Raw genomic sequence first — 12,927 nt, 5'->3', positions numbered from 1 at the left:
CGACACTGCACCCCGTTTCCGCGCGGGGTCCGACCGTTAAGGTAGAACCATGACGTATTCCGTCGCCGTCTCCGGCGCATCCGGCTATGCGGGCGGCGAGATCCTACGCCTTCTCGCAGCGCATCCCGACATCGAGATCCGCACCGTCACGGCGCACTCGAACGCCGGCCAGCCGCTCGTCCAGCACCAGCCGCACCTGCGCTCGCTGGCGCACCTCACACTGCAGGACACGACCCCCGAGATCCTGGCGGGCCACGACATCGTGTTCCTCGCGCTGCCGCACGGCCAGTCGGGCCAGTACACGGATGCTCTGGGCGATACCCCTCTCGTGATCGACGCGGGAGCAGACCACCGCCTCACCGCACCGGACGCGTGGGACGCGTTCTACGGCGGCGCCTTCCACGAGCCGTGGGCGTACGGCGTGCCCGAGCTGCTCGTCGGGGAGTCCAAGCAGCGCGACGCCCTGCGCACCGCCACGCGCATCGCCGCCCCCGGATGCAACGCCTCGACCGTGAGCCTGAGCCTCGCGCCCGGCGTCGCCGCAGGAGTGATAGACCCCGGCGACATCGTCACGGTGCTCGCGGTGGGTCCGTCCGGGGCGGGGAAGAGCCTCAAGACGAACCTGCTCGGCAGCGAGATCCTCGGTACCGCCAACCCCTACGCGGTCGGCGGCACGCACCGGCATATCCCCGAGATCCGTCAGGCGCTCGCCGCGGCATCCGGTCGCGAGGCGACCGACCAGGGCATCCGCATCTCGTTCACTCCCGTGATCGTGCCGATGGCGCGGGGCATCCTCGCGACCTCGACCGCGCCGATCGTCGACGGTGTGAGCGATGCGGAGATCCGCGCCGCGTGGGAGTCCGCGTACGGCGATGAGACCTTCGTGCAGCTGCTGCCCGCGGGGGAGTTCCCGCGCACCGCCGATGTGCTCGGCGCCAACACCGCGCTGATGGGCCTCGCGATCGATCGCGCAGCCGACCGGGTCACGGTCGTGACCGCGGTCGACAATCTCGTCAAGGGCACCGCGGGTGCGGCCGTCCAGTCCATGAACCTCGCGCTGGGCCTCCCCGAGGACCGCGCCCTCTCAGTGAACGGAGTCGCGCCGTGAGCGTCACCGCCCCCGCAGGATTCGAGGCGGCAGGGGTCGCCGCCGGTCTCAAGTCGACCGGCAAGCCCGATGTCGCCGTCGTCGTCAACCGTGGTCCGCGCAAGGTCGGCGCCGCGGTGTTCACGAGCAACCGAGCCAAGGCCAACCCGATCATCTGGTCGCAGCAGGCGGTCGCTGACCGCGTGGTCGAGGCGATCGTGCTGAACTCCGGCGGGGCGAACTGCTTCACCGGGAGCTTCGGCTTCCAGACCACCCATCAGACGGCCGAGAAGGCCGCCGAGCTGCTCGGCATCGGCGCGGGCGATGTGCTCGTGTGCTCGACGGGTCTCATCGGCGTCGGCGACGAGGTGTTCCGTGGCAAGGTGCTCGCGGGCACCGAGCAGGCCATCGCCGAGCTGTCGGCGGACGGCGGACAGCTCGCCGCCGAGGCCATCATGACCACCGACAGCGTCTCGAAGACGGCTGTCGTCACCCGCGACGGCTGGACGATCGGCGGGATGGCCAAGGGCGCGGGCATGCTCGCACCCGGGCTCGCGACCATGCTGGTCGTCATCACGACGGATGCCGTGCTCGAGCCGCTCGAGGCGGATGCCGCGCTCCGCGCCGCCACCGGCACCACGTTCGACCGCCTCGACTCCGACGGCTGCATGTCGACCAACGACCAGGTGACCCTGCTCGCGAACGGAGCCTCCGGCATCGCTCCCTCGCTCGAGGACTTCTCCGACGCGCTGCGCGAGCTCTCCCAGGAGCTCGCGGTCAAGCTGCAGGGCGACGCCGAAGGCGCGAGCCACGACATCACGATCGAGGTCACGCACGCGGCATCCGAGTCCGACGCCGTCGACGTCGGTCGCTCGGTCGCGCGGAACAACCTCTTCAAGGCCGCGATCTTCGGTAACGACCCGAACTGGGGGCGCGTGCTCGCCGCGATCGGGACCACGGCCGCGCAGTTCGACCCGTACGACGTCGACGTGTGGATGAACGGCGTCCGGGTGTGCAGCGAGGGAGGCCCCGACCGTCCGCGCGAGGAGGTCGACCTCACGCCGCGCGCCACGCACCTCGTGATCGACCTCAAGGTGGGCGAGGCCACGGCGACGATCCTCACGAACGATCTCACCCACGACTACGTGCACGAGAACAGCGCCTACGCCTCATGACCGACATCCAGGACACCACGCCGGACGTCGCCGCCGTCAAGGCCTCGACGCTCATCGAGTCGCTGCCGTGGCTCAAGAAGTTCCGCGACCAGATCGTCGTCGTCAAGTACGGCGGCAACGCCATGGTCTCGGACGAGCTCCAGGAGGCGTTCGCGCAGGACATCGCCTACCTGCGATATGTGGGCGTGCAGCCCGTCGTCGTGCACGGCGGCGGCCCGCAGATCTCGAACATGCTCGACCGCCTCGAGATCCCGAGCGAGTTCAAGGGCGGCTACCGGGTCACGAACACCGAGGCGATCAGCGTCGTGCGCATGGTGCTCACCGGCCAGGTCAACCCGCAGCTCGTGTCGAAGATCAACTCCCACGGCCCGATCGCCACCGGCCTGAGCGGCGAGGACGCCGGACTGTTCGGCGGGCGCCGTCGCGGCGTCGTCATCGACGGCGAGGAGATCGACCTCGGACGCGTGGGCGATGTCGTGGAGGTCGACCCGACCCCCGTGCTCGACCACCTCGCCGCGGGGCGTGTGCCTGTCGTGTCGAGCATCGCGCCCGACCTCGATCATCCGGGGCAGTCGCTCAACGTGAACGCGGATGCCGCGGCGGCGGCCCTCGCGGTCGCCCTGAAGGCACGCAAGCTCGTGATCCTCACCGATGTGCCGGGCCTCTACGCGGACTGGCCGAATCGCGACTCGCTCGTGTCGCACCTCACGTCGGAGGCGCTCGTCGAGATGCTCCCGACTCTCGAATCCGGCATGATCCCGAAGATGCGGGCGTGCCTGGACGCGGTCGAGGGCGGCGTCGACGCTGCCGCGATCATCGACGGACGGGTGCCGCACTCGGTGCTCGTCGAGCTCTTCACCAGCAAGGGAATCGGAACGGAAGTAGTAGTGGGAAGCGCAGGGACGAACGCATGAGCACCTGGCAGGATGACGCGGCCGCAGATCTGGTCCTCAACGCGGGGCCGCGCCTCGCGATGCTGACCCGCGGCGAGGGATCGTACCTCTGGGACTCCGAGGGTCGACGCCACCTCGACTTCCTCGCCGGCATCGCCGTGACCTCGCTCGGGCACGCGCACCCGGTGTTCGTCGATGCGGTGTCGCGGCAGGCCGCGACGCTCGCGCACGTCTCGAACTACTTCGCGACGCCGTCGCAGCTCGCTCTCGCCGCGCGTCTCAAGCGCCTCGCCGGCGCCGGGATCGACGGACGCGTGTTCTTCTCGAACTCCGGAGCCGAGGCGAACGAGGCCGCGTTCAAGCTCGCCCGTCTGCACGGCGGCAGCGCGAAGCCTCGCATCCTGGCCCTGCAGAACGGCTTCCACGGCCGCACGATGGGGTCGCTCGCGCTCACCGCCAAGGAGGCGATGCGCGCGCCCTTCGAGCCCATGCCGGGCGGCGTCGAGCACATCCCCGCGACGAACGAGGCGCTCGAGGCGGCGATCGACGATCGCGTCGCCGCCGTGATCGTCGAGCCCATCCAGGGCGAGGCCGGCGTCGTGGAGCTGCCGGAGGGCTACCTCGCGGCGGCCCGCTCGCTCACCCTGGCGCACGGTGCGCTGCTGATCGTCGACGAGATCCAGACCGGCGCCGGTCGCACTGGCGCCTGGTTCGGGTTCAGCCACGAGGGCATCACGCCCGACGCCATCACGCTCGCGAAGGGCATCGGCGGCGGCTTCCCGATCGGTGCCCTCGTCACCTACGGGGCGGCCAGCGCGCTGTTCACTCCCGGTTCCCACGGATCGACGTTCGGCGGCAACCCGCTCGCGACGGCCGTGGCCGACGCCGTGCTCGCCGAGATCGAGCGCGCGGGTCTCGTCGAGAACGCGGCGCGACGCGGTGAGGAACTGCGCGAGGTGATCCTCGGCATCGACTCTCCGCTCATCGACGGCGTCCGCGGGCGCGGTCTGCTCATCGGGGTCGGCCTGTCGGCCCCCGTCGCGAACGACGTGGTCGCCGCCGCGCAGGAGCGCGGCCTGATCATCAACGCCGCGAACCCCGCGACCGTGCGCATCGCCCCCGCGCTCACGATCGGCGACGCTGAGATCGTCGAGTTCCGCGACCTTTTCACCGCCGCGCTCGCCGACGTCTCGGCATCCCTCACCTCCTCCGGAAAGGCCGCCCTGTGACCCGCCACCTGCTGCGCGACGACGACCTCACGCCCGCCGAGCAGTCCGAGATCCTCGATCTCGCGCTCGAGCTCAAGAAGGACCGCTGGGCGAACAAGGCCCTCGCCGGTCCGCAGACCGTGGCGGTGATCTTCGACAAGTCGTCGACCCGCACCCGGGTGTCGTTCGCGGTCGGCATCGCCGACCTCGGCGGTTCGCCGCTCATCATCTCGACCGCGAACAGCCAGCTCGGCGGCAAGGAGACGCCCTCAGACACGGCCCGCGTGCTCGAGCGCCAGGTCGCCGCGATCGTCTGGCGCACCTACGCGCAGTCGGGTCTCGAGGAGATGGCCGCCGGGACCCGCGTGCCCGTCGTGAACGCGCTGTCGGACGACTTCCACCCGTGCCAGCTGCTCGCCGACCTGCTCACGATCCGCGAGCACAAGGGCGACCTGAAGGGTCTGACGCTGACCTTCTTCGGCGACGGGCAGAGCAACATGGCGCACTCCTACGCGCTCGCCGGCGTCACGGCGGGGATGCACGTGCGCATCGCGTCGCCCGCCGACTACTCGCCGCGCGCCGACGTCGTGGAGGCCGCCGATCGCCGCGCCGCCGAGACCGGCGGCTCCATCACGCTGTTCACGGATCCGGTCGAAGCGGCCGCGGGCGCCGACGTCGTGGTCACCGACACCTGGGTGTCGATGGGCAAGGAGGAGGAGAAGCTCGCGCGCATCCGCGATCTCGGCGGATACAAGGTGACACCCGAGACCATGTCGATCGCGGACTCCGAGGCGATCTTCATCCACTGCCTGCCCGCCGACCGCGGGTACGAGGTCGACTCCGAGGTCATCGACGGACCGCAGAGCGTGGTGTGGGACGAGGCGGAGAACCGTCTGCACGCGCAGAAGGCCCTGCTCGTGTGGCTGCTCGGCAAGAAGGACGCGTGATGACGGAGTCGAAGAACGACGGGACCAACGAGGGCGCGCTCTGGGGCGCCCGGTTCGCGAGCGGGCCTGCTCCGGAACTGGTCGAGCTCAGCCGCTCGACGCATTTCGACTGGATTCTCGCGCCGTATGACATCGCGGGCTCCCATGCCCACGCGACGGCGCTGGAGGCGGCCGGCTACCTCGAGGCCGATGAGGCCGCGCGGATGCACGAGGGATTGGATGCCGTGGCGCGCAAGGTCGCCGACGGCACCATCCGCCCGGTCCCCTCCGACGAGGACGTGCACGGCGCGCTCGAGCAGGCGCTGATCGCCGAGCTCGGCCCGGAGCTCGGCGGGCGCCTGCGCGCAGGACGCAGCCGCAACGACCAGATCGCGACGCTCGTGCGCATGTACCTGATCGACCACGCGCGGGTGATCGCCCGCGACCTGCTGCGGGTGATCGACGCCCTGGTCGCGCAGGCCGAGGCGCACCCCGACGCGATCCTGCCCGGACGCACGCACCTGCAGCACGCGCAGCCGGTGCTGCTCGCGCATCACCTGCAGGCCCATGGCTGGCCGCTCGTGCGCGAGCTGGAGCGCCTGGTCGACTGGCGTCGGCGCGCGGGCGTCTCGCCCTATGGCGGGGGAGCACTCGCCGGATCGACGCTGGGACTCGATCCCGCGCTGGTCGCGAGCGAGCTCGGGCTCGATCGCCCCGCCGAGAACTCTCTCGACGGCACGGCCGCCCGTGACGTGGTCGCCGAGTTCGCGTTCATCACGGCGATGACGGGGGTCGACCTGTCGCGCCTGAGCGAGGAGATCATCCTCTGGAACACCCGCGAGTTCGGTTTCGTGACGCTGCACGACGGCTACTCGACCGGGTCGAGCATCATGCCGCAGAAGAAGAACCCCGACATCGCGGAGCTCGCCCGCGGCAAGTCCGGCCGCCTGATCGGCAACCTCTCGGGTCTCCTGGCCACGCTCAAGGGTCTCCCGCTCGCGTACAACCGCGACCTGCAGGAGGATAAGGAGCCGGTCTTCGACTCGGTGCAGACGCTCGAGGTCGTGCTGCCGGCGTTCGCGGGCATGATCGCGACGCTGCGGTTCGACACCGACCGGATGGCGGCGCTCGCCCCCGAAGGGTTCTCGCTCGCGACCGACGTGGCGGAGTGGCTCGTGAAGCGCCGGGTTCCGTTCCGCGACGCCCACGAGATCTCGGGTGCGCTGGTGCGCGCCTGCGAGGAGCAGGGCATCGGCCTGGAGGATGCCTCCGACGAGCTGCTGCTCTCGGTGTCGCCGCACCTCACCCCGGAGGTCCGCGAGGTGCTCACGATCGAGGGATCCGTGGCATCACGGACCGGTGCCGGAGGCACGGCGCCCGAGCGCGTCGCCGAGCAGCGGGCGGAACTCGTGGCCCGGGCCCAGGCCGCCGCGCACGCGCTGGGTCTCTGACGGCGCCTCGGGCTTTTCGGGTCAGTGCAGCGCGTCGTCGGCAGGTGACCTCGTCCAGCGGGCGAAGGTCACGGTGAGTCCGGCGCGCGTGGGTGCGGCGAGGAACGGCCCGGCGGATGCGGGGCGTTCGCCGTCGAACGGCGCGACGCGCACCAGGCGCCAGGGGTCGTCGTCCGCGCGGGCGCGGACGACGAGGGCATCCGCCCAGCGGCTGACCCGCACGGTGATCTCGGCGTCCCGCCAGTCGTCGACGTACCCGACCGACCAGTCGGAGCGGATGTCGGTCACGACGGCTCCGAGGCCGAGGTGTCCGTCGGAGTATTCGACGCCGGCCTTGACCCAGTGCTCGTCGTCGGCACGGACGAAGACGCCCGCCTGGTCGAACTGTCCGCTCCACGGGGCGCGGAAGGAGACGTCGACGGCCTCGCCCACGGCGAGCGGCGCGAGCAGCGCGTGCTCGGTGTCGTGCACGAACCCGTAGGCGGTGTGACGCCAGGCGTCGCTGCCCTCCACAGCGGTGGCACGGAGGTGCGCGGCATCCGTCGCCGACACGGCAGCGGGGGAGTGCGTCCACACTCCGTCGGACCAGGGGATGCTCTCGAACTCAGGCATAATCGGAGTTTATAACCGATCTAGTTATAAATCCAGAATATGCATGCTACGGTTATGGCATGGTCATCGCCGTGGTCGCCGACATCGTGGGCTCGCGCAAGCTCGAAGATCGCGCCTCCGCGCAGCGCGTCCTCGATGAGACGATCTCCCGCGTCGAGGGCGACCTCCCCCTCGCGCAGCAGCCGCTCACGCCCACGGTCGGCGACGAGCAGCAGGGCGTCTACCGCGAGCTGGAAGACGCCCTCGTGTCGCTCCTCATGATCCAGTTGCGACTGCCCGACGGCATCGCCTTCCGTTTCGGCATCGGCATCGGCGCCGTGAGCGCGGTCGAATCCGTGCACGGCGAGCTCGCCGACGGGCCCGGCTGGTACGCGGCACGCGCCGCGATCGACGCGGTGCATGCGAAGGAGGGGCGCGCCGTGCCGGGCGCGCGGACCTGGATTGTCGGTGCTCCGGGGCAGGATGAGGTCATGCCGAGCACGATCGCCGCGTCCAACGCCTACCTCCTCGTCCGCGACGAGCTGGTCGGGGCGATGTCCGAGCGCGAGCGCCGGCTCACCTACGGCCGCCTGATCGGCAGGTCGCAGAAAGATCTCGCGGCTGACGAGGGCGTCTCGCAGCCGAGCGTGTCCAAGTCGCTGCGCAGCGCCGGGAGCGCTGCGCTGCTCGACGGCGTCGCCGCCCTCCGAGGAGGTGCGGCATGATCGTCGCCGGCTTCGCACTGCTCGCGGTCGGCGCCGCCGACCTCGTGCGGCAGTTCGCCCCGCGGCGATGGATCGGCTACCTCACCGTCGCGGTGATCCTCCTCCTTCTCGGCAGCGTGAGCGATGCGCTGCTCCCCATGCTTCTCGCGCTCGCGGTCGGCGCACTCTGGGTGTGGTGCATGCCCTCCGAACGTCCCGCCCCGCTCGGGTTCTGGCCGGCCGTGCTCCTGGGGCTGCTGAGCATCGGCGCCGTGGTGGGCATCGCACCGCGTGTCGACACCGGACTCATCGGCTCGGTGTGGGAGCTGCGCTCGCCCTTCGGCGACGTGCCCTTCGATCTCGCGATGCTCGCACTGGGCGCCGGGGTCTTCCTGCTCGAGTCGTCGAACCTGATCGTCCGCGCCGCCCTCGACGGCGAGCACACGTGGCGTCCGGCCGACATCACCCGCCCTGCGTCGCGCGCCGAGACGGAGCAACCGGAAGCCGAGGCGTCTGCCGAACCCGAAGACGCGCCGACGACTCCCTCCGCCGTGTCTCCCGACGCCGATCCGCTGGGGCTGATCGTCGCCCCCGTGGCCGCCCCTTCGATCACGCGCGATCCGCGCGCAGGGTTCCAGGGCGGTCGGCTGATCGGACCTCTGGAGCGCATCCTCGTCCTGATCCTCACGCTCGCCGCGGCGTACCCGATCCTCGCGGCCATGCTCGCCGCCAAGGGCATCGTGCGCTTCCCCGAGATCTCCCGCGACGGCGAGACGGGCGCGCGGGCCGAGTACTTCCTGGTCGGCAGCCTCGTGAGCTGGGTGATAGCGCTCGGCGCCGCCTTCCTCGTGTGGTGGGCCGCGCACAGCTGAGCGCACCCGCGCTGATAGCCTGGAGCGCGTGTCTGATTCCGCTCTGACGACAGCGAGCCCTGCGATCGACCGCACGTTCGAGAACGTGTGGGACGAACTCGTGTGGCGCGGCCTCGTCCACGTGTCCACTGACCAGGAGGCGCTGCGCGCCCTTCTCGCCGGGGACCCGATCACGTATTACTGCGGCTTCGACCCGACCGCTCCCAGCCTCCACCTCGGCAACCTCGTGCAGCTGCTCACGCTGCGTCGCATCCAGCTCGCCGGCCACAAGCCGCTGGGCCTGGTCGGAGGGTCGACCGGACTGATCGGCGATCCGCGTCCGACGGCCGAGCGCACGCTCAACACTCGCGAGACCGTCGAGGAGTGGGTGGGCCGCCTGCGCTCGCAGGTCGAGCGCTACCTGAGCTTCGAGGGTGACAACGCCGCCCGCATGGTCAACAACCTCGACTGGACGGCGCCGATGTCGGCGATCGACTTCCTCCGTGAGATCGGCAAGCACTACCGCGTCGGCACGATGCTCAAGAAGGATGCCGTCGCCGCGCGTCTGAACTCGGATGCCGGCATCAGCTACACCGAGTTCAGCTACCAGATCCTGCAGGGGATGGACTTCCTCGAGCTCTACCGCCAGTACGGCTGCGTGCTGCAGACCGGTGGCTCCGACCAGTGGGGCAACCTCACGAGTGGCACGGATCTCATCCACCGCGTCGAGGGCGTCTCGGTGCACGCGATCGGCACGCCGCTGATCACGAACAGCGATGGCACCAAGTTCGGCAAGAGCGAGGGCAACGCGATCTGGCTGGATGCCGAGATGTGCAGTCCGTACCGGATGTACCAGTTCTGGCTGAGCACCGCGGATGCCGACGTGGTCGACCGTCTCAAGGTGTTCACGTTCCTGACCAGGGCCGAGATCGAAGAGTACGAGGCGCTGGTAGACGCCGAACCGTTCCGTCGAGCGGCGCAGAAGCGACTGGCGCTCGAGGTCGTCACAACCGTGCACGGCCCCGCCGCGGCATCCGCGGTGATCGCGGCCTCGGACGCGCTGTTCGGACAGGGCGACCTGACGGCGCTCGATGCGGAGACTCTGCGCACAGCGCTCGAGGAGCTGCCGAACGCAAACGTAGCCACGGGGTCGCCCGTGGTGGAGGCGCTCGTCGCCACCGGTCTCGTGTCGAGTCTCTCGGAGGCCCGTCGCGCGATCGGCCAGGGCGGCGTCTCGCTCGACGGCATCCGCGTCGACGACGAATCCGCCGCCGTGCACGGATCGCTCCCGGGTGGGGTCTCCGTGCTGCGGCGCGGCAAGAAGACGCTGGCCGGGGTCTTCGTCTCCTGATCCTCGCTGCTGTATATCGGCGCCCGACGGCGGCGACCGGGTTCTCTCCCGGTCGTCGCCGTTAGGCTTCCAGCGACCGTCGCCCGACAGGAGAACAGCGATGCCCTTCACGCCGAGCCATGCCGTGGTCGCGCTGCCCTTCATCCGCACTCCGCTGGTGCCCGCCGCGATCGCGATCGGTGCCATGACGCCCGACCTCCCGCTGTTCGTGCGGGGCGTCGGACTCGACTACGGCTTCACGCATACCGCGACGAACGTCGTGTGGACGGCGCTGCTCGCGTTCGCGCTTTTCCTGCTCTGGCGGGTGCTGCTGCGTCCTGCCGTGCCCGAACTCGCGCCGGCGATGATCGCGCGACGCCTTCCAGCCGAATGGTCGCGATCGGGTCCGGCCGCCGCGCGAGAAGCCGTCGGGGTCGGGATGCCGGGCCGGCTTTACCCGCTGATGCTCGCGGTGTCGCTGATCCTCGGAGTGCTGTCGCACATCTTCTGGGATCAGTTCACGCACGAGGGGCGGTGGGGCGTCGAGACGTTCCCCGCACTCGACGCGATGTGGGGTCCGCTCAGCGGATTCAAGTGGCTGCAGCACGGGTCGAGCGTGGTCGGTCTCATCGTGATCGGCGTGTGGGCGCTGCTGCGACTGCGGCGAGCGGTGCCGCGCGCCGACGTCACTCGCGCGGTCCCGGCGGGAGTGCGCCTCGCGTGGTGGATCTCGCTGCCGGTGATCCTCGTCACCGCGTGCGTCATCGGATACGTGGCCTACGGTCCGTTCACCGCGGAGTTCACGGTGCAACACCTCGCGTATCGGATGCTCCCACCCGCGTGCGCGCTGTGGGGTGCGCTCACCCTGGTGCTCTGCCTCGCGATCCCGCTGTTCCGCCGCGCTCACCAGCGCGGCTGATCCGATCCCCACGGGTGCGGCGCCGCGAACTCGAGACCCGGAAGGGCGGGCCGAGCGGTCACGACCTCTCGGCCGTCGACGAGGAAGCGCGTCGCGTGCTCGACCGCAGGATCCTGGAGAGCGGTCGGAGCAGGGCCGGCGGTGCGCGGCATCCCGAGCAGTTCGGCGGCGACGCGACGCAGCGAGGTGCGCACGATCCAGGATCGATCGTGCATCCGCGGACGCCTGGCGAGTGAGGTGATCGCCGCCGCGAGCAGGTAGCCCGCGCTGTGGTCGAGTGCCTGGGCGGGGAGCACTCCGGGACGAACGCCGTCGGTCGACTCGATCCAGGCGATCCCGGATGCCGCTTGCACCAGGCTGTCGAAGCCCGCGGCGTGCGGATGCTCGTCGCCCCAGGCGCTGAGCTGCGCGACGATCACCCCGGGGTTGCGTGCCCCGAGGGCGGCGGGAGAGAGGCCGAGCCGTTCGAGCGAGGCGGGGCGGTAGCCGAGCACGATCACGTCCGCGGCGTCGACCAGCTCGCCCATCCGCGCAGAGCGGGCATCGAGCACGGCGGATCGCTTTCCGTGTCCCGTGTCGAGGTGCTGCCACTCCGGCTCGGCGAGGGCGGGCGGATCGATCCGGAGCACCTCCGCCCCGAGCAGGGCGAGGGTGCGCGTGGCCACCGGACCGGCGATGACCCGCGTGAGATCGAGCACGCGGATGCCGGTGAGCGGAGCACGGTCCGTCGGCGCCGACGGGGGAGCGTCCGTCAGATCCGCCGCCGCACCCGCGCTCGTACCGTCGACGCTCTGCACATCGAGCAACGGGAGTGCGCGCAGTCCGGCGTCCACACCGGGGTCCTCCCGGTCGACGGAGACGGCGAGCCCTCCGACAGCCGAGATCCGGGAGACCGCTGTCGTCGCGGGGAGGGCGTGGACTGCGGCGGCGACGGCATCCGCGTCGGCGCGGTCTGTGAGCCCGAGCGCCCGTCGCAGAGCAGCCGCATGGTGGGGGTAGTTGCCGTGCGTGCGGATCGATCCGTCGTCCGTGCGCCAGAACCCGGAGTACGGAGACCAGACCGGAGGCGCCGTGCCGTCGAGGGCGAACAGCCGATCGCTCCGGTAGGCCGCCGCCACACGGACGCCGTCGATGAGTGCGGGCTCGAGTCCCGCCGCGAGGGACGCGGCCGCGACGCTTGCTGCGGCGAGGTCACCGACGGAGAGCCGGGAGGGGAGCGGGACGGTCGGCAGGTCCGCCGGCAGGGGGAGCGACCCAGCGGGGATGCCGATCTCCCGCGCGACGCGGGAGAGGACCTCGAGGGCGTCGACACTCATGCCGCGATCGTAGCCCGCGCGGCGTCTCGCGCACGGAAAGTGGCCCTGACCCGGGCTGATCGCGCCCGAGGGGCCAACGACACGCCCGGGCGGGGCGCGCCGATTTGCCAGAACCCCGGAATCCCCGTAACTTATTACTTGTTCGCCCCACAGGGAAGCGGAGAAGCCCAGAGCTTCACCCCCCTCAAGCGGAGAACCACCTCCCGATCCTCTCACTTGTGAGAACGGACGCCTGCGTCTAGGATGGGAGATCCACCCCTTCTGCGGCTGTCATCAGCTGTGCAGCGGATCTCAGATCCGCGCCGCGCGCCGATTTGACAAGCGAGACAGGGTGGGTAAGATTGAGAAGTTGCCCTTCGGGCCTGACTGTGATGGTTGGGTCGGGGGAGCGTCCGATCCTTGAGAACTCAACAGCGTGCACTTGTCAAATGCCAAATAACCTCGTCTCTGCTTCGGCAGGGTGAGATTCCTTTGGA

General features: G+C 70.4%; 12 protein-coding genes. 10 read left to right on the top strand and 2 right to left on the bottom strand.

The features are described 5' to 3' along the window. Nucleotides 1-49: 49 nt before the first annotated feature. From argC to argH, 6 genes are read left to right on the top strand one after another with little or no spacing between them, the layout of a single operon-like run. Nucleotides 50-1,108 carry an N-acetyl-gamma-glutamyl-phosphate reductase gene (gene argC, locus ACIPYT_RS14620; RefSeq protein ID WP_401075729.1) on the top strand — a complete coding sequence of 353 codons (1,059 nt, stop codon included), beginning with the start codon at nucleotides 50-52 and terminating at the stop codon, nucleotides 1,106-1,108. Beyond that, nucleotides 1,105-2,262: a bifunctional glutamate N-acetyltransferase/amino-acid acetyltransferase ArgJ gene (gene argJ, locus ACIPYT_RS14615; RefSeq protein WP_401075726.1), complete on the top strand. Its 1,158-nt coding sequence runs from the start codon at nucleotides 1,105-1,107 to the stop codon at nucleotides 2,260-2,262. The genes argC and argJ overlap by 4 nt, the downstream gene beginning before the upstream one ends. After that, nucleotides 2,259-3,176 carry an acetylglutamate kinase gene (argB, locus tag ACIPYT_RS14610; RefSeq protein WP_401075722.1) on the top strand — a complete coding sequence of 306 codons (918 nt, stop codon included), beginning with the start codon at nucleotides 2,259-2,261 and terminating at the stop codon, nucleotides 3,174-3,176. Before argJ ends, argB begins: the two co-directional genes overlap by 4 nt. After that, complete coding sequence (locus ACIPYT_RS14605) at nucleotides 3,173-4,384, top strand: acetylornithine transaminase (RefSeq protein ID WP_401075719.1); 1,212 nt, start codon at nucleotides 3,173-3,175, stop codon at nucleotides 4,382-4,384. Before argB ends, ACIPYT_RS14605 begins: the two co-directional genes overlap by 4 nt. Then, entirely contained in the window at nucleotides 4,381-5,310 is a 930-nt protein-coding gene (argF, locus tag ACIPYT_RS14600) for an ornithine carbamoyltransferase (protein WP_401075716.1), read from the top strand. Before ACIPYT_RS14605 ends, argF begins: the two co-directional genes overlap by 4 nt. After that, nucleotides 5,310-6,740, top strand: a complete 1,431-nt coding sequence (gene argH / locus ACIPYT_RS14595) for an argininosuccinate lyase (protein ID WP_401075713.1) — start codon at nucleotides 5,310-5,312, stop codon at nucleotides 6,738-6,740. The genes argF and argH overlap by 1 nt, the downstream gene beginning before the upstream one ends. Nucleotides 6,741-6,761: 21 nt before the next feature. On the opposite strand, the gene ACIPYT_RS14590 is transcribed toward argH, so the two are convergent. Continuing rightward, a complete protein-coding gene (locus tag ACIPYT_RS14590) occupies nucleotides 6,762-7,352 on the bottom strand; it encodes a DUF1349 domain-containing protein (RefSeq protein ID WP_401075710.1) in 591 nt (196 codons plus the stop codon). 59 nt (nucleotides 7,353-7,411) lie between these two features. Here ACIPYT_RS14590 and ACIPYT_RS14585 point away from each other — a divergent pair, with 59 nt between their 5' ends. From ACIPYT_RS14585 to ACIPYT_RS14570, 4 genes are all read left to right on the top strand, one after another. Further along, nucleotides 7,412-8,056 carry a SatD family protein gene (locus ACIPYT_RS14585; protein ID WP_401075703.1) on the top strand — a complete coding sequence of 215 codons (645 nt, stop codon included), beginning with the start codon at nucleotides 7,412-7,414 and terminating at the stop codon, nucleotides 8,054-8,056. Then, entirely contained in the window at nucleotides 8,053-8,907 is an 855-nt protein-coding gene (locus ACIPYT_RS14580) for a hypothetical protein (protein WP_401075700.1), read from the top strand. The genes ACIPYT_RS14585 and ACIPYT_RS14580 overlap by 4 nt, the downstream gene beginning before the upstream one ends. A gap of 28 nt (nucleotides 8,908-8,935) precedes the next feature. Beyond that, nucleotides 8,936-10,237 carry a tyrosine--tRNA ligase gene (tyrS, locus tag ACIPYT_RS14575; protein ID WP_401075698.1) on the top strand — a complete coding sequence of 434 codons (1,302 nt, stop codon included), beginning with the start codon at nucleotides 8,936-8,938 and terminating at the stop codon, nucleotides 10,235-10,237. A 100-nt stretch (nucleotides 10,238-10,337) separates the two neighbouring features. Then, nucleotides 10,338-11,135, top strand: a complete 798-nt coding sequence (locus tag ACIPYT_RS14570) for a DUF4184 family protein (RefSeq protein ID WP_401075695.1) — start codon at nucleotides 10,338-10,340, stop codon at nucleotides 11,133-11,135. On the opposite strand, the gene ACIPYT_RS14565 is transcribed toward ACIPYT_RS14570, so the two are convergent. Next, complete coding sequence (locus ACIPYT_RS14565; protein WP_401075693.1) at nucleotides 11,120-12,451, bottom strand: CoA transferase; 1,332 nt, start codon at nucleotides 12,449-12,451, stop codon at nucleotides 11,120-11,122. The two genes, ACIPYT_RS14570 and ACIPYT_RS14565, sit on opposite strands and share 16 nt — an antisense overlap. Nucleotides 12,452-12,927 lie beyond the last annotated feature (476 nt).

The sequence above is a fragment of the Microbacterium sp. NPDC089695 genome, from assembly GCF_044749085.1.
In the GTDB taxonomy this organism is placed as follows: Bacteria; Actinomycetota; Actinomycetes; order Actinomycetales; family Microbacteriaceae; genus Microbacterium.
The sequence above is the reverse complement of the archived record's forward strand: the minus strand, read 5'-3'. Positions and strand labels throughout refer to the sequence as shown.

What these genes read in the sequence shown, in the direction of transcription:
- argC (WP_401075729.1), top strand. Translation starts at nt 50, where the DNA reads ATGACGTATTCCGTCGCCGTCTCCGGCGCATCCGGCTATGCGGGCGGC.
- argB (WP_401075722.1), top strand. Translation starts at nt 2,259, where the DNA reads ATGACCGACATCCAGGACACCACGCCGGACGTCGCCGCCGTCAAGGCC.
- ACIPYT_RS14605 (WP_401075719.1), top strand. Translation starts at nt 3,173, where the DNA reads ATGAGCACCTGGCAGGATGACGCGGCCGCAGATCTGGTCCTCAACGCG.
- argH (WP_401075713.1), top strand. Translation starts at nt 5,310, where the DNA reads ATGACGGAGTCGAAGAACGACGGGACCAACGAGGGCGCGCTCTGGGGC.
- ACIPYT_RS14590 (WP_401075710.1), bottom strand. Translation starts at nt 7,352, where the DNA reads ATGCCTGAGTTCGAGAGCATCCCCTGGTCCGACGGAGTGTGGACGCAC.
- ACIPYT_RS14585 (WP_401075703.1), top strand. Translation starts at nt 7,412, where the DNA reads ATGGTCATCGCCGTGGTCGCCGACATCGTGGGCTCGCGCAAGCTCGAA.
- ACIPYT_RS14580 (WP_401075700.1), top strand. Translation starts at nt 8,053, where the DNA reads ATGATCGTCGCCGGCTTCGCACTGCTCGCGGTCGGCGCCGCCGACCTC.
- ACIPYT_RS14570 (WP_401075695.1), top strand. Translation starts at nt 10,338, where the DNA reads ATGCCCTTCACGCCGAGCCATGCCGTGGTCGCGCTGCCCTTCATCCGC.
- ACIPYT_RS14565 (WP_401075693.1), bottom strand. Translation starts at nt 12,451, where the DNA reads ATGAGTGTCGACGCCCTCGAGGTCCTCTCCCGCGTCGCGCGGGAGATC.